We start from the raw sequence: 23,241 nt of genomic DNA, 5'->3' as shown, positions 1-23,241 counted from the left end.
ATGTGTCTCCCTTAAAGCGTCACGCGCTCAGGCAAGGTCAGCTTGTACAGCTTGTTCAGTTGCAGCGGATTGACGCCGCCAACCATGCGGAAATTGAATTTCACCGTCTGCGCCTCGCCGTCGGCCTTGCGCAGGTTCCAGGTGAGCTGGGCGGAGTCCGGGCTGTCCTGGCTGACCTTGGCGCTGGAGAGCAAACGCATCAGGCCCATGCGGCCCGGCTGGTTGCCCACCACGCTGCTGGCCCCGCTGTAGGACACCACCTGGATGCGGGCGCCGGCGTTCTGGCCGTTGCCCGGCCAGGTGAACGGCTGCCAGGCCTGCGGGCCGTTGCGGTAGCGCAGTTCCTGGCCGTCCACCTCGAACACGATTTCGGACAGGCCCGGCGTCGGCGTCGGCTGCAGTTCGAAGCGGGTGTTCTCGCCGTCTTGCAACTGGGCGTTGGCCAGCGCGGACAGGCTGCTGACGCTGGACAGGAAGGCCGGGTTGAACTTGACCCCCATATTGCCCCAGGCGCGCGGCACCAATTGGTCGCCCTTCTTCTGCACCAGGCCGTTCAGGTATTTGTTGATGAATTTGTCCAGCGTGCCGTCGTTGGCTTTGACGAAGCGGCTGATCTCCGCCACCGAGGCGCTGTTGCTGGAATCCGCGAACGGGTATTTGCCGGCCAGCTGCTTCCACTGCGGCAGCACTTCATTGGCCCAGGCCTGGTTGATGTCGTTGGCCACCGGTCCCAGCAAGGCGTTGTAGGACTGGGTCAGCGGACGCACCAGCATGGGCCGCACCATCTCGCCGGTTTCCGGCGTGACCTGGCTGAGCAGGGTGTTGTCGACGAAGGAGGCGGTGTCGCCCAGCTCCGAGCCGGAACCGCCCAGGGTCGCCTGCAAGGCGGCGCGCGCCTGCGGGCCGGGCTCGTCTGTGCTGGAGATCGCCGCCAGCTTGGCTTTCAGCTTGGCCAGCTGATCCAGATAGGCGTTGATCGGCGGATTGTCGCCCTTGACCAGTTGGGCGACGCCGGCGAACTGGCGGCCCACTTCGCCGTACAGCTTGGCCTTGTCCGCCTGGGCCGGCGCGCTGCCGCCCTTGAGGAATTCCGCGGTTTTTTCCAGCATCGACTGCTTGGCGTTTTCCAGCGAGCGGTTCAGCTCGGACGGGTTGTCCCAGGCCGTCTCCATCGCCGCGCGCGCCAGCACCAGCTTGATAGGCGAGCTTTGCTTGTCGGACAGCCGCGCCATCGCGGAGGCGGACTGAGCCGGGTTGCTGAAGTCGCGGGTGGTGACGCCGATCAGGAATTTCTTCCAGGCGGCGGCGTATTGGCCGCGGTACAGGGCTTCCAGCGCGGCGCGGTTTTTCTCCACGTCGCCGTCCCGGCCCAGATTGTCCTGAGAGGACGAGGCCAGTACCCAGTCGTCGCTGCGGATTTCGCCCTTGCTGGCTTCGTCGATCGCGGCTTTGACGTAGCCGTTCCAGGCTTCGCGGGTGTAAGCCCCCTCCACCATCTGGCTGCCGGCCATCACGTCCAGGTCGCGGTTGTCCAGGATCCGCGCCACGGTCAGCGGCGCGAAGCGGGTGTTGGCGCGGGCCTTGATCTCATTGAACACCCGCTCCTGAGCGGACAGGCGCTTGAAGGAGCCGCGCAACACCTCGCGCGCCTCGCCCACCACCTTGGCGTTGTTGTCGATCAGCGGCAGATCCGCTTCCTTGATCTGGCTGACGTAGAAGGCTACCAGCTTCTCGGCCACCGCCATCACCTCTTCCACCGAATACTGGCCGCGCTGGCTTTCCAGGTAAGGCCGCCAGTAGCGCGGCAGCTGGTCGATCAGATGCGCTTCGTCCATGCGCTTCTGCTCGTGCAGCATCAGATAGGTTTTCAAGGCGTTGTAGCTGGCGTCCAACTGCTGCGGATTGCGTTGCGCAGCGGCGGTCTCGCCTTGCGCGGCGGAAGCTTCCAGCTTGGCCGTGGTGGCGCGTTGCGGCCAATCCAGCGCGCTCAAGTTGATATTGGGCAGGCCGCCGCGCGGCGCGTGCTTTTTAGGCTTGGGCTTGAACGGCGCCGGAGCCGGCGCGGCCGGCTTGGGCGGTTCGCTCACCACCGGAGCGGGCGCGGGCGTAGGCGCGGGCGCTTCCGGCTTCAGGGCCACCAGCGTGGTTTCCAGATTGCGCTGCACCGGGCGCAGCATCGCTTCCTTCAGGCCGGCGAAGTACTCGCGGCGCAGTTGCGGCTCCAGCTCCTTGCCCTGGTACAGACCCAGGCCCACTTGCCACGGCGCGCCGTTCTTGCGGTAGGACTGCAATTCCTCCAGGCGCTTCTGCAGGATCTGCAGCGAACGCAGCTTGTCGTACAGCTGCCCGCTAGCGGCCAGCTTTTGCGCCTGCGCGCGCTCGGCCTTCACCTCGTCCAGCAAATGCTGGTTGCCGATGAAGGACCAGGTCCAGAAGCTGGCCAGCGCGGCCAGCGACAACACTCCGGCGGCCATGCCGAACAGACGCCAGCGGCTGCCGCTGGGCTTGGTCTGCCGGGAGATCAGGTGTTGATCCTGGAACAGCACATCGCGGAACAGATTGCGCAGGAAGTAGCTGTAAGACGCCGGCGCCTGCTTCATCTCCTGGCCGCCCTGGCTCAGGTCGAACTGGCCTTGCACGCGATTGGCGGCCACGATGCGCGGCACGCCCTCTTGCAGGGCGCTGGAGAAATAGAAACCGCGCAGCAAAGGCCGCGCGTGGTAAGGGTCTTCTTCGTGTAGCAGTTTGACGAACTTGACCACCGCCTCTTTCAGGCCGTGGAATTCGATGGGGAAGGCGAAATGGGCCGGCTTGACCTGATCGCCGCGGTACTGGATCAGTTTTTCCTCGCCGGCCTGCACCAGGCCGCGGTACAGGAGCTCGAACTGCTGGCCGGTCACATTGGCCACGTCGAAGCCCGTGCCCTGGTCCGCGCTCAGCGTCGCGCCCCAGACCCTGGCGCGGTCCTCGTCGCTGGCGTCCTGGAAGAACTGGGCGAAACCGCCCAAGAGGTCCAGCTTGGTGAACACCAGATAAATGGGCACCAAGAGGCCGAAGGTGTTGCAGACCTCGTGAATGCGCTCGCGGATCTGGCGCGCGTACAGGGTGAAGCCTTCGCTATGGTGCTGCGCCAGCTCCGGCAGGCTGATGGCGATCAAGATGCCGTTGACCGGCGCCTTGGCCCGGTGTTTTTTCAGCAGCTTGAGGAATTCCAGCCACTCCACCCTATCTTCGCTCTGGGTGGCGTAGCGGCCGGCGGTGTCCAGCAGTACGCCCTCGGTGGAGAAGAACCAGTCGCAGTTGCGGGTGCCGCCCACGCCCTGGATGCCGCTCTTGTCGCTGAAGGGGAAGGTCAGGCCGGACTGCAGGATGGCCGAGCTTTTGCCCGCCGCCGGGTGGCCGATGATCATGTACCACGGCAGCTCGTACAAGGCGGCGCTGCCGCTGGCGCTGCCCAGCTTGGATTTCTTCAGGGTGTCGATCGCCCCCAGCAGCCGCTGGCGCAGCAGGGTGACCTCGGCGCGCTTGTCGGAGCTGGCGTTGATGACCGCCTCGTCCGCCTGCTTGCGCAGCATGCGCTCAAGCAGGCCGCCGGCGCGGCGCGCCAATACCTGGCCCACCAGCAGGGTCAGCACCCAAAACAACATGACGCCGATAATCCAGCCCAAACGGGCCTCCAGCGACTCCAAGCCCAACCACGGCCCCAGGAACCAGATCAAAGCGATCAGGATCAGGAACCCGATTGCCGAAGCCACTTTGGCGTGACGCAGCCAACCTTTCATAAACACCCACCACCTTCTTTTAAACCGTTATTTTTTGAGCAGGGACTTCAGCGAGCCTGAGCGCTCGATATGCCCGAAGTCCTTGAAGCTCCAGTTGCCGCCCCAAGTCAGGCCGGCCGCCGTCGCCTCTTCCCCCAGCGCGTTGTAAGCCTGCATCGCCCAGGGATCGCGTTCCGATATCACTACCTTGCCTTCGCGGATCGGCGCCAAATCCACCGCCAGGCCGTATTGATGCTTGCTCTGTCCGCCTTTAGCCTTGGTCACCAGCGTGGCCTGCCCGGCCAGCGAGTCCTGGCGCTCCGGGCTGCGATAGCCTTCCAGCAGCACCATGGGGAAGCCCCTGGCCTTCATTTTTTCCATCACCCGCAGCACCACCTGCACAAACTCCGGATTCAGCTTGCTCCAGTCCCGGTCCGCATGGCCCAAGCTTGGGCGCTCCGCTATGACGTTGACAAAAGCTTCCGGCGGAAGCGGCGGCGGGGGCACCAGTTTTTCTTCCAACAGCGTTTGCTTAATTCTTATGCCCTGCGCATATTCTGCCGCTTCGAACTCGGGACTGCGATGAAAACGATTCAATTTCAGCGTGATCGCCACCGCCAGCGCCACCAGCAACAGCGACACCACCGGCAGCCACACCCGCCAGTAACGCGCGGCGGCGCTGGGCGCCCGGCGCGACGCACGCAAAAAAGCGGCGCTCACCGCCCGCTTTTCAGTCAGTGTTTCCGGCCCTGCGGCCATGGCTCCGGCCAAAGCCTCCGCCCCAGGCAGAACAGGCTTTGGCGAGCGGCTCCCTTCCAAGATGCGGGGCTGTCCCAAGAAGAATTTCCAGCCCAGCCAGGACAGGAGCAAAACGATGCCAAGCACCAGGATCGGCAAGATATAGTTCAAATGCATTTTGACGCGAGACGATAAATGACATTACAATTTAAATCAATAGCTTGAGCTACCCGATCTCTGATTTTAACCGCCGTATGCAAATCAATTTGCGACGGAGCATGCATTCCAATTAAACCAAAAATTTGGGATACTTTCGATAGCAGATAGTCACAAATCCAATCGTTAGGAACCGCCGTCATGATGAAAAAACGCCCCAGCTGGCAACGGGCCCGCGCCCTATTTTACGCCATCGCCATAGCCTCTCTGACCGCTTGTTCCAGCACCAAGACCATCGACATCAAAGCGGAAGGCAGCCCGTCGCTAAACCGCGACGCCAAAGGCAAACCGCTGTCCGTGGTGGTGCATGTCTACCAGCTCAAAAACCAGCAGGCTTTCAACCGCCTGACCATGGAGGCCCTGTCCAGCGGCAAGCCTGAATCAGAACTGCTGGGCGACAGTCTGATCAACAGCAAAGAACTGACCTTTTTGCCAGGTGGTAAAGTGACGCTAGAAGACGTCACCATTGAAAAAGACGCTCAGTTCATCGGCGTCGTCGGCTTTTTCCGCCGTCCGGACGCCCACTTCTGGCGCCTGTTGTACGACGCCGACGCCGTCCGCAGCAAAGACCTGAGCTTCCGCGCCGCCGATTGCCACCTGGAAGCCATCAAACCCAAAGCGTTGACCCTGCCCGGCCAGCCCGCGTCCGCCAAGGCGGATTGCGCCGGCAGCCGAAACTGAAGCCTGCCGCGGCGCCGGGCCGACGCTGAAAATTAACAAACTCTTTTGCATGACAAGGGCGCCGCTCTTGCTGCAAAATGTCGCGCATTTTAGCGATCGTGTACACAGTTTGAACAGGGTGTTATTACCGGATGCGGGCCGTTCCGGCCATGACGTGGCTCAAAGCCCATGCGCTTCTTCGCCCGCGGCGGCCAGGCCCGGCTGACAAGCCGATGAATTTCCAGGCGCAATTGAGATTGAAGTAGATTTCCAGACAAGGTGTATCAGTAATGCAACAAGCCAAACGAGTGCTCTGGGGCGAAGGCATGTTCCTGCGCCCGCAGCACTTTCAACAGCAAACCCTCTTGCTGGAGCAGCACGTCGCCGCGCGGCAGCAACTGAGCCAACGCCACGGCTGGGGCCTGCAACACATCGTCTTGGACGAGCAGGCGCTCAAGGGCGGCACCGTCCGCATCGACGGGCTGTCCATCCTGTTCCGGGACGGCACGCTGTTCCAGGCGCCGGCCAGCGCGCCGCTGCCGCTGTCCCGCGATCTGAACACCTTGCCGCAAGCCGGCATCAAGACCACGCTTTACGCCTGTCTCGCCCATATGCAGCCCTACGGCGGCAACACCCGCAACGGCGAGCTCATGTCCCGCCCCACTCGCTTCCAAAGCGCCAGCGCGGAAGTGGCCGATCTCTACACCCAGGCGCTGGACGCCAATCTGTCCACGCTGGAGCTTGACGTGCGGCTGATGATTGAGGAAGAGAACCGCGACGGCTACGACGCCATTCCGCTGTGCCGGCTGGAAAAGGACGCCACCGGCCAATGGGGCCTGGGCGGCGGCTTCATTCCTCCGCTGGCCACGGTGGAAGGCTCGCGCGAGGTCAGCCACATGCTGCGCCGCCTGCTGGACATCCTGCTGGTCAAGAACCAGGCGCTGTCCGGCGGCCAGCGCGAACGCGCCAAGAACGTGATGGAGTACAGCTCCAGCGACATCAGCTCCTTCTGGTTGCTGCACACCGTCAACCGCAACTTCGCCAAGCTGCGCCACCTGTCGCTGTCCAGCCCGCTGCATCCGGAAGAGCTGTATCTGGCGCTGGCCGAATTCTGCGGCGAGCTGCAGACCTTCTCCACCCATTACACCCTGTCCGACATCCCGGCCTATCGCCACGACGACCTGCACGCCGTGCTGGCCGCGTTGGACACGCAGATCCGAGAACTGCTGGAAACCGTGATCTCTTCGCGTTACGCCATCATCCCGCTGCATTCGCCCAAGCCGTCCTTCTACATCGGCCGGCTGGAAAGCGACCGCCTGCTGGAGAACGTCGATTACTACCTGTCGGTGCAGAGCGAACTGCCGGCCAGCCAGATCATCGACAGCGTGCCGCTGAAGATGAAGATCGGCGCGCCGGACGACGTGGAAAAAATCCTCAACTCCGCCATGCGCGGCGTGGCGCTCAGCCATGCGGCGCAAACTCCGTCCGCCATTCCGGTGCGCGTGGGCAACCACTATTTCGCGCTGGAGCCGCACGGCGAGATCTTCGGCCGCATGCTGCAATCGCGCAGCATCTGCATCTATATGCCGCAGACGCTCTCCAACCTGACGCTTGAACTGATCGCCGTATTCCGCTGAGGCCGCCATGAACCAAACCGCCGCAACTCTACAAGAACGCCCGCTGGCCGTAGCCTCCGCCTCGGCGCCCACCCTGCGCGAAATGCTGGAAGACGGCATCTACCTGCTGTTCCTGCTCCGGGACGGCAACGCCCCCAGCAGCGCGGTGGAGTTCAACCGCCGCGTCGACCAGTTTCTGAACCAGTACGAGCGCAACGCGCGCAACTTCGGCAAGGACCAGAACGCCATCAACCACTCCAAGTACGCGTTTTGCGCCTTGATGGACGAGATCATTCTGTCCTCCGAGTTCGACATCCGCGACGAATGGGAGCGCATGCCGCTGCAACTGCGGCTGTTTGGCGAGCATCTGGCCGGCGAAGGCTTCTTCAACCGCCTGGAACAACTGCGTCTGGACCCGGCCGCCCATATCGAGCCGCTGGAAGTGTTCTACACCTGCCTGTTGCTGGGCTTCCAAGGCAAATACCTGCTGGAAGGCCAGGAAAAGCTGGGCTACCTGACCCACAAGCTGGGCCAGGAAATCCAGCAAGTGCGCGGCGGCAAGGCCGAGTTCGCGCCCAACTGGCAGCTGCCGCAACGCTTCCAGGCCTTTGTCCGCCATGAACTGCCGCTGTGGCTGTACTTCGCCCTGCTGGCGGTGGTGGGCGCCGGCATCTTCGTCGCCTACCGCTGGCTGCTGTCCAACCAGCTCCAATCCATTTTCGGCCTGTAAGCCATGCACAGCAGCCGCCACGCCCAGATCCTGCCGTCGGTGCTGGACCGGCTGCTGGACGACCAGCCGGACAACAGCCACGGCGCGGAAACCATGTTGTACGAACTGCCGCAGATCAAGCGCTCGCTGGCGCGGGATCTGGAAGCGCTGCTGAACACCCGGCTCGCGCCCTTGCAAGAACTGTTCGACATGTACCCGCAGGCCCACGACAGCATGTTGAGCTTCGGCATTCCGGACCTGTCCGGCATCAGCCTGCTCAATCCGCAAGACCGGGAACTGCTGCGCGAGCAACTGCGCCGCGCCATCGAAGTGCACGAGCCGCGGCTGTCCCGCGTGCGGGTGAACCTGGACGCGCCGCGCGAGATGGAGCGCCATCTGCGCTTCCGCGTCGACGCGGTGCTGAAAGTGCATCCGCACCGGCCGCCGGTCACCTTCGACGCCACCCTGCAACTCTCCTCCAACGTTTACAAGGTACAAGGCTGACCCAGCCTGACAGCGCCCCATGGACCCCAGCACCCTGCTCGCCAGCTTCGCCTCCGCCTTCAACCAGGACCAGCGCCTGCTCACCCTCAGCCTGGGCGACGGCAGCGTGGCGGCCGAGCAATTGCTGCCGCTGAGCTTGGCCGGCGAAGAAGGCGTGTCCCGGTCTTACGCCTACCAGCTCACCTGTCTGTCTCCGGACGGCAAGATCGAACTCAAGAGCCTGCTCGGCCTGCCGGCCCGGCTCGGCATCCTCGACGCCGCCGGCGCGGAGAGCCTGCGCTGCGGCGTGGTGTCCAAGGCCGAGTGCCTGGGCTCGGACGGCGGTTTCAGCCGCTACCAGCTGACCATTGAGCCGCCGTTCGCGCTGCTGCGCCACCGCATAAGCTCGCGGGTGTTCCAGGATCAATCGGTGCCGGACATCGTCACGCAGATCCTGAGCGAGCATCAGCAGGCCAATCCGGTGTTCGCCCGCGTCCAGGCCCAGGACTTCAAGACCGGCCCGGCGTCGCCGCGCAGCTACTGTCTGCAATACCGCGAGAGCGATTACGACTTCATCGTGCGCCTGCTGCACGAAGAGGGTTACGCCTGGCGTTTCGATCACCTGGACGGCGACACGCCACAAGTGCGCTTGGTCGCCTTCGACGACCCCTACAGCCTGCCGCCGGCCGGCGTCGAGCGGGTGCGTTTCCACCGCAGCGACGCCACCGAGGCCGAGGACGGCCTGACCGAGTGGAATGCCCAGCGCCAGATCGTGCCCGGCGCGGTGGCTTTGGCCAGCTTCGATTACCAGCCGGTGCAGACCCAGCACAGCGGCGACGACAGCCGCATCGATCAGGGCCAGAACGGCAAGGCGCTGCAATCCTCCTTGCACGACTACGACCCGCAATCGCTGTACTACGCCGGCGACGCCGACCAGCTCAGCCACTACGCCCAGCTGCGCCAGCAAGCGCATGACCTGAACGCCAAGCAATTCAGCGGCGGCGGCAGCGTGCGCGGCCTGGCCGCCGGCCAGTGGTTTCGCCTGGACGACCACCCGGCCCACGACGGCGACAGCAGCGAACAGCGCGAATTCGTCGTCACCCGCCAAGCCTTAAGCGCGCGCAACAACCTGCCGGCCGACCTCAAAGCGCTGGCAAAAGCCGAGGACGCCCAACCCTTCCGCGCCGACTTCGACGCCCAGCGCCGCGGCGTGCCGCTGACCCCGGCCTACGCCCACACCGAACTGGCCAAGCCCAAGTCTCGTGGCGTACAGACCGCCACCGTGGTGGGACCGCAAGGCGAAGAAGTCCACACCGACCAGCACGGCCGCATCAAGGTGCAATTCCACTGGCAGCGGCCGGACGAACACCCGAGCATTGGCGCGGGGATGGACGACAAATCCTCCTGCTGGCTGCGCGTGGTCATGCCCAGCGCCGGTGCCGGCTGGGGCCACCAATTCATCCCGCGCATCGGCCAGGAAGTGCTGGTCGACTTCATCGAAGGCGATATCGACCGCCCGGTGATCACCGGCGTGCTCTACAACGGCAGCCACCCCCCGCCGGATTTCAGCGGCGCGGGCGCCTTGCCGGCCAACAAAACCCTGTCCGGCATCAAATCCAAGGAACACCAGGGCGGCCAGTACAACGAACTGCTGTTCGACGACACCCCGGGCGAAGTCAGAGCCAAACTCAGCTCCGAACCCGGCAAAACCCAACTCAACCAAGGCTTCCTCACCCAGCCGCGCAGCAACGGCAAGGCCGAGCCGCGCGGCGACGGCTTCGAACTGCGCACCGACAACCACGGCGCTATCCGCGCCGGCCACGGCCTGCTGCTGTCCACCGAAGCGCAGAACGGCGCGTCCGGCAAACAACTGGCGCGCGAACAGGCGCAAAGCCAGCTGGATGCGGCCTTGGCCCTGAGCCAAAGCCTGGGCGACACCGCCAGCGGCCAGCAGGCCGATACCATGGAAACCGGGCCGGAAGAAATTGGCGCGGACAACGCCAAAGCCGCCAAGAAAACCGAAGGCCATCTGCAACATCAAGCCGCGGCCTTGAAAGCCTGGGAAGCCGGCTCCAACACCGACAAGGACGGCAAAACCGCAAAAGACCAAGCCGGTCAGCAGCCGCTAATCGTGCTGTCCGCGCCGGCCGGCATCGCCAGCCTGAGCCAGCAAAGCCAGACCGTGGCGGCGGGGACCAATCTGAACCTGGTGGCGCAGCGGGACAGCAACCAAACCTCCGGCCGGCGCTGGATCCACAATGTGGGCCAGCACATCAGCCTGTTCGTGGCCGGGGTCAAGGACCAGATTGCGCTGAAGCTGATTGCCGCCAAGGGCAAGATCCAGATGCAGGCGCAGAGCGACAGCATCGAGGTCACCGCGGACAAGGATGTGACCGTCACCGCCTGCAAGGGCAAGGTGGAAATCGCCGCCGGCCAGGAAATCCTGCTCACCAGCGGCGGCGGCTATATCCGGCTCAAAGGCGGCAATATCGAAGTGCACTGCCCGGGCGAAGTCAGCGTCAAGGGCGCCAGCCACGCGCTCACCGGCCCGGCCAGCCTCAGCACGCCCACCCCCACCTTCAACAAGCCGGGCATGGGCAATCTGCAAGTGATTCACGATTTCGCCAACGGCTACTCCATGGACCAGGGCAAATTCGTGCTCACCGACGCGCTGGGCGTCAAGCACAGCGGCGTGCTGGACGCCGCCGGCAAGGCCATGGTCAACGGCCTGCCCACCGGGCCGGCGCAAGTACAATTCCTGGGCCGTCCGCACAAGAGCGAGGCGGACATCTTCCCCTTTGTGCCGCAGCCGGAAGCGGCGCTGCAAAAAATGGGCGCCGCGGTGCAACAGCAGGCCATGAGCCAGCTGGGCAGCCTGGTGGGCAAGGCGCTGCCTCCCGGCGCCGCCGGCCTGGCGCAAAACCTGGCCCAGGCCAAAGGCGCCGTGGACCAGGCCAAAGCCATGGCCTCCCAAGCCCAGGCCGCGCTGCAGCAAGCGCGCGACATCAAACAACTTGCCTCCGGCGCGTCCCTCCCCTCCGCCGCCGGCATGATCAAGAATATCGTTTAAGAGCCCTCCTCCGACATGAGCACCGCAGCCCAAGCCAAACCCGTCGCCGTAATCAACGGCACGCCGCAAAACGCAGCCCAGGTCATCCAGCAAACCGGCAAGACCTTCGATCAATGGCTGCAAAGCATCAGCGACGGGCATCTGTCGGTGGACAGCCTCAAGACCATAGGCAGCGCGGTGCCCATTGTCGGCAACCTGATCTCGGTGGGCGACGTCATCGTCGACCTGATGGAGATGTCGGAAAAGAGCAAGAAAAAACAGGAAGTCGACGTCTTCGACTGGCTGTTTCTGGGCGTGGACCTGGTGGGCGTGGTGCCGGCCGCAGGCGGCCTGTTCAAAATGGGCGCGCGCCCCACGCTGAAGCTGTGCGCCAGCAGCGTGCGCCGCGCCGGCGGCGACTGGCTGAAAATGGAGCTGTCCGCCTCGCTGACCCAAAAAGTGGCCAATATGTTGCCGGCCGACTTCCGCAATATGCCGGACCAATGGGTCAAGCACGTAGACAGCAAAATGCAGAGCACGCTGGAAACCTGCGGCGGCAAAGGCAAGGTCATCATCTCGGACCTGGCCAATCTGCTGATCAGCCTGGGCTCCGGCAACTTCAGCGGCTACGTCAAACAGCACGTGCCGCAAGCGCCGGTCAAATACCATCTGGAGAAAACCAATAAGCAAGGCTTCTGGGCATCGGTGGGCGCGGAACTGGACGCGCTGAACCGCGCCGCCGCCAGCGCCAAGAAAGAAGCCGCCGCCGGCATGACCGTGGCCGCGGCCAAAGGCATAGACATGGCGCTGAAAGGCAGCGCCGCCGCCCGCATGATGCTGAGCCTGGGCCGCACCCTGCTGGCCTGGGCCGGCCAGCTCACCGCCAAGCTGCTGTCCATGTACTCCAGCCACCTGAAGCCCTTGCTGAACAAATTGCTGGCAGCCTTCCTCAAGCACCTGCCCAAGAAGGCCGCCGCGGTGGCCAACAAAGTCACCAACAAGGCCAAGAAAGGCACCCAGCAGCTTTATCAGGAGGTCACCAGCCGCTTCAAGGGCAAGATCAAGCCGCCGCCCAAATGCGCCTGCGCCGCCTCGCCCAACAGCATCGGCTACGTGCTGGGCGAAGAATCGCTGCAACATACCGACTTCAGCCTGCCCGGCGTGCTGCCCATCATCTGGACCCGGCAATATCGCTCCAATTTCGACGGCAACGACGCCCGCGGCGACTTGGGCGCACGCTGGGGCGTGGCTTACGGCGCGCGCTTCGACATCGAAGGCGAAGCGCTGAAGCTCCACGACGACAGCTGCCGCACGCTGGACTACCCCTTGCTGCCGGTGGGCGAATCCCTGAAGGACGAGCTGGAAGGCTTCACCCTCAGCCGCCTGTCCGACACCCTGATCTCCCAGACCTACGGCCACGACCTGGTGCAACTATACGAACGCCACGGCGACAGCTTCCGCCTGGCGCTGATCAAGGACCGCGCCGGCAACAGCATCGCGATGAACTTCCGCGACGGCCGGCTGATCCAGCTGCTCAGCAGCGCCGGCTACGTGGCGGACCTCAGCCACGACGCGCGCGGCCGCATTGTCCGCATCAGCCTGCAAAACCCGGAAACCGGCCTACCGCTGCGCACGCTGGCGCAATACCAATACGACGACGCCGGCCCGCTGGCCGCGGACGCCGGCGACCTGTTGGCCGCCAGCGATGAAAACGGTCAAAGCTGGAGCTACCAGTACCAGCACCACCTGCTGACCCGCTACACCGACCGCACCGGCCGCGGCATCCATCTGGAGTGGGACGGCAAGCACCTGGACGCGCGCGCCGTGCGCGAATACGCCGACGACGGCAGCCAGGACATCCGCCTGGCCTGGGACGACAATATCGACCTCACCTACGTCACCGACGCCTACGGCCGCACCACCGAGTACTACTTCGACGACAAGGGCTACAACTACCGCATCATCTACCCGGACCACAAGGAAGAATGGTTCGACTACGACGCCCAGAAAAACCTGGTCAACCACATCTACCCGGACGGCTCGCAAGACAGCTTCTCCTACGACGACAAGAGTAATCTGGTATTGCACGAGCGCCGCGACGGCAGCGAAGTGGCCTTCGCCTACGACGCCCAGGACAATCTGGTGGAGATCACCGATCCGCTGGGCGAAAAATGGCTGCGCGCCTATGACGACAAGGGCCAGCTGATCGAGGAAACCGATCCGCTGGGCCACAAAACCAAATACGCCTACAACGAGCAGGGCCTGCCGGTGGCCATCACCGACGCCAAGGGCGGCAAGAAGCAGATTGCCTACCGCCCGGACGGCCTGCTGCAGAGCTATACCGACTGCTCCGGCAGCGCCACCCAATGGCAGTACGACGAACGCGGCCGCTCGCAGCTGATCATCGACGCCATGGGCAGCGCCACCCGCTACCAATACGCGGCCAACGGCACGCTGCAGGCCATCGTCCTACCGGACGGCCAGGCCACGCAATTGGAGCACGACGCCGAAGCGCGCCTGCTCAAACTCACCGACCCGCTGGGCCGCGCCACCCATTACGACTACGACAAAGCCGGCCGGCTTCAGACCCGCACCGACGCCAACGGCCACAGCCTGGCCTACAAATACGACAAGCTGGGCCGGCTGACCGCGCTGCGCAATGAAAACCACCGCCAGTATCTGTTCGAATACGATGCCGGCGGCCAGCTGATTTCGGAAACCGGCTTTGACGGCAGTCCCACCCGCTACCACTACAACGCCGCCGGCCAGCTGGAAAAACAACAGGAAGGCGATGTCGCCACCCTCTACCGTTACGACGGCGCCGGCCGCCTTATCGAACGCAGCGCGCCGGGCAGCCTGGAAAGCTTCGGCTACGACCCCGCCGGCCGGCTGTACCAGGCCAAGAACCGCTACGCCAGCCTGCGCTGGATTTACGACCCGATGGGCAATGTCATAGAAGAACACCACGGCTACAGCGTGGCCGGCGTCAAGGAAACCTACCGCTGGCAGCATGAGCATGACCCGCTGGGCAACCGCGTCGCCAGCGTGCGCCCGGACGGCCGCCGCGTGGACATCCTCAGCTACGGCAGCGGCCACGTGCACGGCCTGCTGTTCGGCCAGCGCGACATCGTCAACCTGGAGCGCGACAAACTGCACCGCGAAACCCAGCGCGTGCTGGGCAATGCGCTGCAACAGCATCAGAGCTACGACAAGGCCGGCCGCCTGGCCAGTCAGCGGCTGATGGGCTCCACCCAGTGGAACCGCCAATATCAGTACGACGTCGCCGGCCAGCTCACCGGCATCGCGGACAGCCGCGCCGGCCAGCTCAACTACCGCTACGACCCGGTGGGCCGCCTGCTGGAAGCCGCCACCCCCAAGGGCGTGGAAAGCTTCCGCTTCGACCCGGCCGGCAACCTGCTGGACAACACCCCGGCCGCCGACGGCCACCAGGACAACAGCCTGCTGGGCAACCTGCTCAGCCAATATGCCGGCCGCCACTACCGCTACGACAGCCGCGGCAACCTGGTGGAAAAACGCGTCAACGGCGCGCTCACCAAGCTGGAGTGGGACAGCCACAACCGCCTGTCCCGCCTGACCGCGCCGGACGGCCAGAACACCGACTACCACTACGACCCGCTGGGCCGCCGCATCGCCAAAACCCAGGCCGGCCAGACCACACTTTACGGCTGGGACGGCGACGTGCTGGCCTTTGAAACCCGCGACGAACAAGCGGTGCATTATCTGTTTGAACCGGACAGCTTCGTGCCGCTGGCCCAAGTCCACACCGAAGCCGTGCGCGGCGTCAAAGTGCCGCGCTGGAGCCAGCACCGCCCCTATGACTCGGACCTGGACCCGCTGCGCAAACCGGCGCCGGAACCCAGCGAACCGACTGCGGTGTACTACTACCATACCGACCACCTGGGCACCCCGCAGGCGCTGACCGACGAACAAGGCGCGCTGGCGCTGGAGATGGACTACCAGGCCTGGGGGCAAGCGCGTGAAATCATCGCCGACGCCGCCAACAAGGCCGGCATCCGCAACCCCTTCCGTTTCCAGGGCCAGTACCAGGATGAAGAGTCCGGGCTGCACTACAACCGCCATCGCTACTATGATCCGGAGATCGGGCGGTTTATTTCGCGGGATCCGATTGGGTTGATGGGTGGAATAAATACTCACAGTTACGCACCGAACCCAACTCAGTGGATTGACCCTACAGGTCTGACTCGTAAGTCTTGTCCCGATGCACTAGAAGAGGCGAAAAAAGCTTCAGAAAAACTTAGGACAGCTGGGGGAAGGTTGCCAACAGCAACATGTGCGGTCGTAAATAGAAGAACAGGGAAAGTATACATTGGAACCAGCGGAGTCCGGCCAACAAACATTGACTCTAGACTAGGCGCATCTTTACCTAAAAATAGCCTAGAACTTTGGCCTGCAAATAACTGTGCCGAGGTCGACGCAGCGAATCAGGCACTAAAAGATGGATCATCCAGACATGATCTAGAAATGGCAACGGTAAGAACAAAAGATAGTAGTCCAATGCCATGCTGCGCAAACTGCTCAGTCACTTTCAAATATGACAAAGTAAAAACAGGAAAAAAACAATGACCTATGAATTTACACCAGAAATAGAAGCTAAGCTTATAGAGTATGGATGGCACCCTTCCAGGTTTACAAACAACTCAAAAACTCTTTCCATTTGGAAAAATGAGGGCTACGATATTTTTCAAGAAGGATTAAACTTCATAAATAGTTTCAACGGAATAATCTTAAAACACTCTTCTCGTAGTGGAGAGTTTGAAGATGAGTCATGCTTCGATGGGGCCTTAGCCGCCGAAGGCTTCGATCGTCTATGGGCAATAGAAGTATACGAGCCTATCATCGGCAAGAAGCTACTACCAATAGGCCAAGGGTACTCTAGACATCTAACTTACCTAATTTCTGAAGATGGTGCCATCTATGGAGGATATGATGATTTTCTTTGCCAAATTGGCATCAATGCTATCAAAGCAATTGAGAATATTATTCTCAACCACGAATTCACCGTCCTCAACAGCTGAATACAACCAGCCTCAACGCCCCCACCACACCATAGTTAATTAATTTTAAACATAGCCTCAACTAATACCTCAAGCCTCAAAAAGCAATCAAAATAATAAAATTAACATAAAGACTGGATTGAAAGTAGCATCTGGATGCAAAATCAAACGCAGGCATCACCGACTTGGAGACCATATACAAAACCACCTTACTGCTCTCCGACTTGGCAAGGAACATTGCCGTTTAAATACAACAAACATCATAAATACTAATTGATTCAAATCACAATCCAAAGAACCTACTCAAACAGTCGCCAGTTGCGCCTAACGCGGAGGCCCTTCAACTATTGACATGCCAATTCACATAATTTACTCAGCAGCCGATCGCGAAGAAGCCCCTGCAAAGCCCGATGAAAATCAATGGTTTACATTAATAAAAAATGAAGATCAGCTCGAGACTGATGCAGATAACAACCCGTGGAACAATCGTCCTGCAATTATAAAGAAGCGATACGAACCACTTGATGATTGCGTCGCGTCAATCAGACCTGCTAGGTCCCTTGATCCTATCGACCAAAAAGAACATCAAAAAGGGTTATATTTTATAGAAATCTCAAGCAACACTCAAAATAAATCCTATAGCTCAAGAAAACTATACCAATGGAAGAATGCCATAGAAATAATAGGGAAATTTGAAGGCTTATCTTTTCAAACTGCCGAACGTGTCTGGAAGGTAAAAAAGTTATAACCCCCTTTTTACCTTGGCTAATAACTTTGAAAGCCTCTTCTCGCACGTAAAAACCACTCAACTTGGTTTTTTAAAATTCAATTCGGAAAGCTTGTTTGTCGCAGGTACAAAAGCATAATAGCTTGGTTCACACTGGGATATGCAAACATCAAAGTGCCGCGTTGGAGCCAGCACCGCCCCTATGACTCGGACTTGGACCCGCTGCGCAAACCGGCGCCGGAACCCAGCGAACCGACTGCGGTGTACTACTACCATACCGACCACCTGGGCACCCCGCAGGCGCTGACCGACGAACAAGGCGCGCTAGCGCTGGAGATGGACTACCAAGCCTGGGGGCAAGCGCGCGAAATCATCGCCGACGCCGCTAGCAAGGCCGGCATCCGCAACCCCTTCCGTTTCCAGGGCCAGTATCAGGACCAAGAGTCTGGGCTGCACTACAACCGCCACCGCTACTATGATCCGGAGATCGGGCGCTTTATTTCGCGGGATCCGATTGGGTTATTTGGTGGGATAAATACTCATAACTACGCCTCCAACCCAATCCAATGGGTTGATCCTAAAGGTCTGACGACTTGCCCAATTAAGGGAGGGGTTGCAACGATCCGACAATACGACACGGGGTCTAGAACACGACATTACACAGTGGAAGTTAGTGGCAAGGGTAGCTTACACACTCACCAAGTTATAACAAGTGAAAACCACTCTATCAACGATAGCTGAACATAACTCTCTAGCTGGACTACCTGTAGTACATACCACTCAAATCGAAGTTCCTGATGCTGCAGCTGCTCAGCAGTATCAAAAAGAACAAATCCATAAAGAACTTGGCCCTTATAGTGAACGAGCAAACAGTTGCGTAGACCATATATCAAATGTTCTTCGAGCAGGGGGAGTAAATTTTCCGGAGGGCCCCGGAGGCCAAGCAAAATTTCTTGCAAAAAAAGGCTTCAAACTTAAAGTCAGGTAAAATATGTCTCTTATTAATTGCACACAGCACGGCTGGTCTGGCACTGAAAATGTCAGCGCAAGAGCGGCCGACGCCATAACAAAAAAAACACTCGAAAAAATAATATATTCAAGTATTCTTTTTGAAGAAATCGAGTTCCCTCTTGTTGTTACTGAGGGAGAAATGATACATGGAACAACTTTTTCATCCTCTCAAGTTGAAATAACAGACGAAAGCACATTAAATCAGATACTGGAAACATTAAAACCAATGTGCTACAAATGCGTCGAAAGTTATATGGCATTATCCAGTTAATTTCAAATACAAAACCACCAAATTTGCGAATCATTCAAATCAAAACTGGCTGGCAATTAAAGTCAGATCAGCCAGCAGCCAATACCAAGGTAAAAAACTGTCCACCGAGACACTTTGTCGGCGCCGACCGACAAACAAGGCGCGCAGGCGGTGGAAATCGACCACCATGCAACCACCGCCACTACTCTGACTCAGAGATTTAATAGTTTGTTTCATGGGACCCAGTTGGTTTTCAACCTTAACTTTAACACCAAGATTGGAGAAAATTGTCCTCCTTGACACCTTATAGCAATGACACGCAAATGGTATAGCCCAATCTATTAGCTTCAAAAACCCAGACTGCTGCGAGACAAAAATTGACTCCTTCTGAATTCACCGCCAATTTTCTGGAAAAGATGCTTAACTGGGAAGAGTGGCATTATGCAGAAAAGAGAAAGCCAGAGTCTGAAACAGACAATGAGTTCATTAAAAAAACCGACCAAGAATCCAGATTCAAGCTAGAGCTTATTCTGCGGCCATTTTTAACTGAGTCTGCCTTCAGTAAAATTGGACAGGAAAAGCTAGAAACATTAGGAGTTGGAAGACCTCGCCTCTACGATCAGGAAATCATCTCCTGCACTGAAAGCACCTCTTTAAAGTTTGAAATTATTTCTAAAAACAGAAAAAAACAAAACAGCTATTCAAAGTATATTGTTTTGCAAAAAGAAGACACTTACAAGATTGACCAGGCATACCAAAGCATTGATGGGGAAAATTGGAAGAAAAAGAATTCCATATGACCTCATGGATAATTGACACCTAAAGACAAATAGCCAAGCCAGTAAGCTGACATAGGAACGGGTACTTACCACACACATCGGTTAGTACAAAGAAAGCCGTTCCACCATAGACCAATGCAATAAATCGAATAAAGCTCAAACCTCAGAAAAGCCAAAGCCCCATCCGGGGCTTTGGTCGTTTGGAAGGGTTAAGCCAGTTCCTGCATTTGCATCGTGGTCTGTTGCAAACGGCGGGCGAAGGGCTCCAGCAGGCAATACAGCTGCTCGCACTCCAGCGTGTCCAAGTTGGGTTGGTCCAGCATGGCCACCAGCGCGCTCAAGGCATGGCTGACCTGGCCGAGCTCCAGGCAGATCAGTTGGGCGCTGTGATGGAAGCGCTCGTCGTATTCGTCAAGCTGCGGCAACAGCGGGTCAATCGGGTGTAGTGAGGGATTTTGCCGACGCAAGCTTTTCAGCAGGGACAGCAAAGTTGACAGCGATGGGCTGTGGAGGGTTTGAGTGGCGCTAGTCATGGCAACTCCTTCTTGAGCTTTATGCCCGCCCTCCGACGCTAAGCGGAGGCGGCGGGGACATGGCAGGATTAGCGTTACCGGCAAGAAGGATCCGGCGCGTGCAAGCACGCTCCCACCATGACCCGCCTGAGAGTAGACGCATCTATGGTGTGTCCGGACATGAGATGCCGCATGTGCGGCTGTCCGCCTTCTTGCCTCGGAACGCTAATTCCGGTGCTGATGCACAGCACGGCCGGATTATCACGTGCTTGGGGCTGGGAGGCAAGACGCTGTCGCCTTCTGCGGCATCCCCTTGGCCGATGCTGAATCTATGCGTGCCGTCAACGTGCTGTGTAGTAAGCAACATTAGGCCAACCGTTCAGACTCCGGCCTACTGCACAAACCCGCAACGGTGCACTACTATCACTCAGACCAACGCGGCCCCAAGCACTCAATGGAAGTCAAAAGACATGACAAAGCCACTTAATCAAGATGAAGTCTTGAGAGTATTTTCATTAGTTGAAAAAATTCACGAATTATTTCATCAGCCAGACAATTACTCTTTGGAAAATTTTTATAAATTTGGCGAGGAAAACTACTCAGAAATTCACGAGGCGTACTATAAGATCATTTGGAACTGGCTATCCGAAGAAAACCAAAACAAAATAATAGAGACTCAGTAAGCCGCTCTCTTAACACTCGATCGTTGGGCATATCATTTCATGCCCACAAGGAAGATGACCTACCAGACATGGGGCCAGACGTGGAAAATCTATCCTTGTACGGAAACGAGGCCCGCCCCATCTTCAGGGCTAGAATCGGCACCTAGCCGGCACGACAAGGCTGGCCGCTTTGGCGTAATACACTCCCTCCACTTGAGCTGTGTTCGCCAGCCCCTCCCCCATCTGTCACACCAGCATGAAGTCTGCTACGCTGCCTATCCATTTCGACTCTGCGTCCTGCAGGATTTCATCATGCTCAAGTTTGATGTTCTGATCATCGGCAGCGGTCTGGCCGGGATGACCTTGGCCTTGCACCTGGCGGAAAGCCGCAAGGTGGGCCTGATTACCAAGCGCGATTTGCTGGAAGGCAGTTCCACTTACGCTCAGGGCGGCATCGCCGCGGTGCTGGACACCGAGGATTCGGTGGAGGAACACATCCGCGATACGCTGATTGCCGGCGCAGGGCTGTGCAATGAGGAGACCACGCGCTTCATCGTCGAGCATTCCAAGGAAGCCATTGATTGGCTGATTGCGCTGGGCGTGCCCTTCACCAAGGATGAAACCCACCGCACCGGTTATCACCTGACCCGCGAGGGCGGCCACAGCCACCGCCGCATCATCCACGCCGCGGACGCCACCGGCGCGGCGGTGACCAGCACGCTGGGGCAGAAGATCAAGGCCCACCCCAATATCACGGAGCTGGAAGAGCATATCGCCATCGATCTGATCACCTCCCGCAAGCTGGGCCTGCCCGGCAACCGTGCCTACGGGGTGTACGCGCTGGACAAGCTGGCGGATCAGGTGGTGACCATCGCCGCCAAGCACACCATCCTGGCCTCCGGCGGCGCCGGCAAGGTTTATCTGTACACCACCAACCCGGACACCGCCACCGGCGACGGCATCGCCATGGGCTGGCGCGCCGGCTGCCGGGTGGGGAATATGGAATTCATGCAGTTCCACCCCACTTGCCTGTATCACCCGCACAGCAAGTCCTTCCTGATCACCGAGGCGGTGCGCGGCGAGGGGGGCATCCTGAAGCTGCCGGACGGCACCCGCTTTATGCCGGAGCACGATCCGCGCGCCGAGCTGGCGCCGCGCGACGTGGTGGCGCGCGCCATCGACTTCGAGATGAAGAAGCACGGCCTGGATTGTGTCTACCTGGACATTTCCTACAAGCCGGCCCATTTCATCCGCGAGCATTTCCCCAATATCTACGCCCATTGCCTGGAGCTGGGCATAGACATCACCCAACAGCCCATCCCGGTGGTGCCGGCGGTGCATTTCACCTGCGGCGGCCTGGTTACGGACCTGACCGGCCACACCGATGTGGACGCGCTGTACGCGGTGGGCGAAGTGGCCTGCACCGGCCTGCACGGGGCCAACCGGCTGGCCAGCAATTCCTTGCTGGAATGTCTGGTGATAGGCAAGGCGGCGGCGGCGGACATCCTGGCCGCGCCGGAGATCAAGCTGCCCAAGATCCCGGACTGGGACGACAGCCAGGTGACGGACCCGGACGAGGAGGTGGTGATTTCCCACAACTGGGACGAGCTGCGCCGGGCGATGTGGGACTATGTGGGCATTGTGCGCACCAATAAGCGGCTGATGCGGGCGCAAAACCGCATCCGCCTGCTGTCCGAGGAGATCAACGAGTATTACCGCCATTTCCACGTCAGCAACGATCTGATCGAGCTGCGCAATCTGGTGCAGACCTCGGAGCTGATCGTGCGTTCGGCGCTGCTGCGCAAGGAGAGCCGCGGCCTGCATTACAGCCGCGACTATCCGGAGAAGCTGGAGCTGGCGCAGGAGACCATCCTGACGCCGGACGGGCCGGCGCAGGCCGATGGAGCATGAGCGGCAGTTAGTGGCTTTGCTGCGCGGGCAGCCGTGGCTGATGGAGGCGCTTGGCGCTGGGCGCGCCTTGGGCCTGTCCTCCTGGGCCATCGGTGCCGGAGCCATCCGCAGCCTGGTTTGGGACCGGCTGTGCGGCCATGCACGGCCCACACCTGTCCCGGACATAGATCTGGTTTACTTTGATCCCGCGGACTTAAGCCCAAAGCGCGATCATCAGTTGGAAGCCCAATTGCGCACTGCGCAGCCAAGCTTGAACTGGGAAGTCTGCAATCAGGCGGCGGTGCACCTCTGGCGCGAACAGGAGCCGGGCCGCCCCTTGCCGCCATTACAAAGCCTGGCGGACGGGGTGGCTAGTTGGCCGGAAACCGCCACTTCCGTGGCGGCCTGGCTGGATGAGGAAGACCGCGTGCGGATTCTGGCTCCCTGCGGTCTGGACGATTTGATGAACGGCGTGTTGCGCCATAATCCCAGGCATGGCAACGCCGCCGTGTTTGAGCGCAGGCTGATGGACAAGCAGTTTTTGCAGCGCTGGCCAGCGCTGCGGCGGCTCCCCGCCCGGGACTACACGCCGCCCAAGTAATCCATCTTGCCCAGCGCCACGCCGTTGTGGCGCAGGATGGCGTAGGCGGCGGTGAGGTGGAAGTAGAAGTTGGGCAGCACAAAGCCCAGCAGATAGTTCTGTCCGCTGAAGCGGATCTCGTCGCCGCGCACTTTCAGCACCACTTCCCGCGTCTCGCTGCCGTCGATCTGCGCGGCGTTAAAACCCTGCAAAAACGCCACGGTCTTGGCGATGCGCTGTTGCAAATCGGCAAAGCTGGCTTCGTCGTCGGCGTAGCTGGGCACGTCGACGCCCGCCAGCCGCGCGGCGCAGCCTTTGGCGCTGTCGCTGGCGATCTGCACCTGGCGCGTCAGCGCGAACATGTCCGGCGCCAGCCGGGCGTTCAGCAACACGTCCGGCGCGATGTTGCGCGCGGCGGCGTCGGCGGCGGCCTTGTCCAGGATGGCGGACAGATTGTTCAGGCCCCGGATCAGCGCCGGGACGGAGGCTTGGTACATGGAAACGGACATGGCGGGCTCCTGTCGGATGCGGTAAGGCGGGCGCGGCGGACATTCCGGCGCGC

Annotated in this window: 17 protein-coding genes; 12 read left to right on the top strand and 5 right to left on the bottom strand. The window is 60.3% G+C overall.

The window, feature by feature from the left end; genetic code table 11:
• Window positions 1-11: 11 nt before the first annotated feature.
• Together tssM and JC616_RS03445 are read right to left on the bottom strand one after the other, a co-directional pair.
• Window positions 12-3,782, bottom strand: a complete 3,771-nt coding sequence (gene tssM, locus JC616_RS03450) for a type VI secretion system membrane subunit TssM (protein ID WP_227106724.1) — start codon at window positions 3,780-3,782, stop codon at window positions 12-14.
• Window positions 3,783-3,809: 27 nt separating this feature from the next.
• The gene (locus JC616_RS03445; RefSeq protein ID WP_227106722.1) at window positions 3,810-4,670 is read right to left on the bottom strand and encodes a M15 family metallopeptidase; all 861 of its coding nucleotides are present in this window, start codon (window positions 4,668-4,670) and stop codon (window positions 3,810-3,812) included.
• Window positions 4,671-4,856: 186 nt separating this feature from the next.
• Here JC616_RS03445 and tssJ point away from each other — a divergent pair, with 186 nt between their 5' ends.
• From tssJ to JC616_RS03400, 9 genes are all read left to right on the top strand, one after another.
• Entirely contained in the window at window positions 4,857-5,396 is a 540-nt protein-coding gene (gene tssJ, locus JC616_RS03440) for a type VI secretion system lipoprotein TssJ (RefSeq protein WP_107798022.1), read from the top strand.
• Window positions 5,397-5,665: 269 nt separating this feature from the next.
• Window positions 5,666-7,012 carry a type VI secretion system baseplate subunit TssK gene (gene tssK, locus JC616_RS03435; RefSeq protein ID WP_227106720.1) on the top strand — a complete coding sequence of 449 codons (1,347 nt, stop codon included), beginning with the start codon at window positions 5,666-5,668 and terminating at the stop codon, window positions 7,010-7,012.
• A gap of 7 nt (window positions 7,013-7,019) precedes the next feature.
• Window positions 7,020-7,721 (top strand): type IVB secretion system protein IcmH/DotU, encoded by a 702-nt coding sequence (gene icmH, locus JC616_RS03430; RefSeq protein WP_081548565.1) that lies wholly within the window; start codon window positions 7,020-7,022, stop codon window positions 7,719-7,721.
• Between the two features lie 3 nt (window positions 7,722-7,724).
• Window positions 7,725-8,204, top strand: a complete 480-nt coding sequence (tssE, locus tag JC616_RS03425; RefSeq protein WP_227106718.1) for a type VI secretion system baseplate subunit TssE — start codon at window positions 7,725-7,727, stop codon at window positions 8,202-8,204.
• A gap of 19 nt (window positions 8,205-8,223) precedes the next feature.
• Window positions 8,224-11,253, top strand: a complete 3,030-nt coding sequence (locus tag JC616_RS03420; protein ID WP_227106715.1) for a type VI secretion system Vgr family protein — start codon at window positions 8,224-8,226, stop codon at window positions 11,251-11,253.
• 15 nt (window positions 11,254-11,268) lie between these two features.
• Window positions 11,269-15,837 carry an RHS repeat-associated core domain-containing protein gene (locus JC616_RS03415; protein ID WP_227106713.1) on the top strand — a complete coding sequence of 1,523 codons (4,569 nt, stop codon included), beginning with the start codon at window positions 11,269-11,271 and terminating at the stop codon, window positions 15,835-15,837.
• Entirely contained in the window at window positions 15,834-16,289 is a 456-nt protein-coding gene (locus JC616_RS03410) for an SUKH-3 domain-containing protein (RefSeq protein WP_227106711.1), read from the top strand. Before JC616_RS03415 ends, JC616_RS03410 begins: the two co-directional genes overlap by 4 nt.
• Window positions 16,290-16,620: 331 nt before the next feature.
• A complete protein-coding gene (locus JC616_RS03405) occupies window positions 16,621-17,016 on the top strand; it encodes a hypothetical protein (protein WP_227106709.1) in 396 nt (131 codons plus the stop codon).
• A 192-nt stretch (window positions 17,017-17,208) separates the two neighbouring features.
• Window positions 17,209-17,736, top strand: a complete 528-nt coding sequence (locus JC616_RS03400) for an RHS repeat-associated core domain-containing protein (protein ID WP_227106707.1) — start codon at window positions 17,209-17,211, stop codon at window positions 17,734-17,736.
• Between the two features lie 580 nt (window positions 17,737-18,316).
• Here the strand turns inward: JC616_RS03400 and JC616_RS03395 are convergent.
• On the bottom strand, window positions 18,317-18,493 hold the full coding sequence (locus tag JC616_RS03395) for a hypothetical protein (protein ID WP_227106704.1): 177 nt from the start codon (window positions 18,491-18,493) through the stop codon (window positions 18,317-18,319).
• Window positions 18,494-18,633: 140 nt separating this feature from the next.
• Between JC616_RS03395 and JC616_RS03390 the strand changes: the two genes are divergently transcribed.
• Window positions 18,634-19,056, top strand: coding sequence for an NTF2 fold immunity protein (locus JC616_RS03390; RefSeq protein WP_227106702.1), 423 nt, complete (start codon window positions 18,634-18,636; stop codon window positions 19,054-19,056).
• A 188-nt stretch (window positions 19,057-19,244) separates the two neighbouring features.
• Here the strand turns inward: JC616_RS03390 and JC616_RS03385 are convergent, their stop codons facing one another.
• Window positions 19,245-19,568: a hypothetical protein gene (locus JC616_RS03385; RefSeq protein ID WP_227106700.1), complete on the bottom strand. Its 324-nt coding sequence runs from the start codon at window positions 19,566-19,568 to the stop codon at window positions 19,245-19,247.
• A 953-nt stretch (window positions 19,569-20,521) separates the two neighbouring features.
• Here JC616_RS03385 and nadB point away from each other — a divergent pair.
• Together nadB and JC616_RS03375 are read left to right on the top strand one after the other, a co-directional pair.
• Entirely contained in the window at window positions 20,522-22,120 is a 1,599-nt protein-coding gene (gene nadB, locus JC616_RS03380; RefSeq protein WP_227106698.1) for an L-aspartate oxidase, read from the top strand.
• The gene (locus tag JC616_RS03375; protein WP_319792919.1) at window positions 22,110-22,700 is read left to right on the top strand and encodes a nucleotidyltransferase family protein; all 591 of its coding nucleotides are present in this window, start codon (window positions 22,110-22,112) and stop codon (window positions 22,698-22,700) included. Before nadB ends, JC616_RS03375 begins: the two co-directional genes overlap by 11 nt.
• Here the strand turns inward: JC616_RS03375 and JC616_RS03370 are convergent.
• The gene (locus JC616_RS03370; RefSeq protein WP_081548533.1) at window positions 22,682-23,188 is read right to left on the bottom strand and encodes a DUF1993 domain-containing protein; all 507 of its coding nucleotides are present in this window, start codon (window positions 23,186-23,188) and stop codon (window positions 22,682-22,684) included. The genes JC616_RS03375 and JC616_RS03370 overlap by 19 nt on opposite strands.
• Between the last annotated feature and the right edge of the window lie 53 nt (window positions 23,189-23,241).

The organism is Chromobacterium rhizoryzae (assembly GCF_020544465.1).
Classification (GTDB): Bacteria; Pseudomonadota; Gammaproteobacteria; order Burkholderiales; family Chromobacteriaceae; genus Chromobacterium.
Note: the sequence above shows the minus strand (reverse complement) of the source record. Positions and strands in the feature narration are given on the sequence as shown.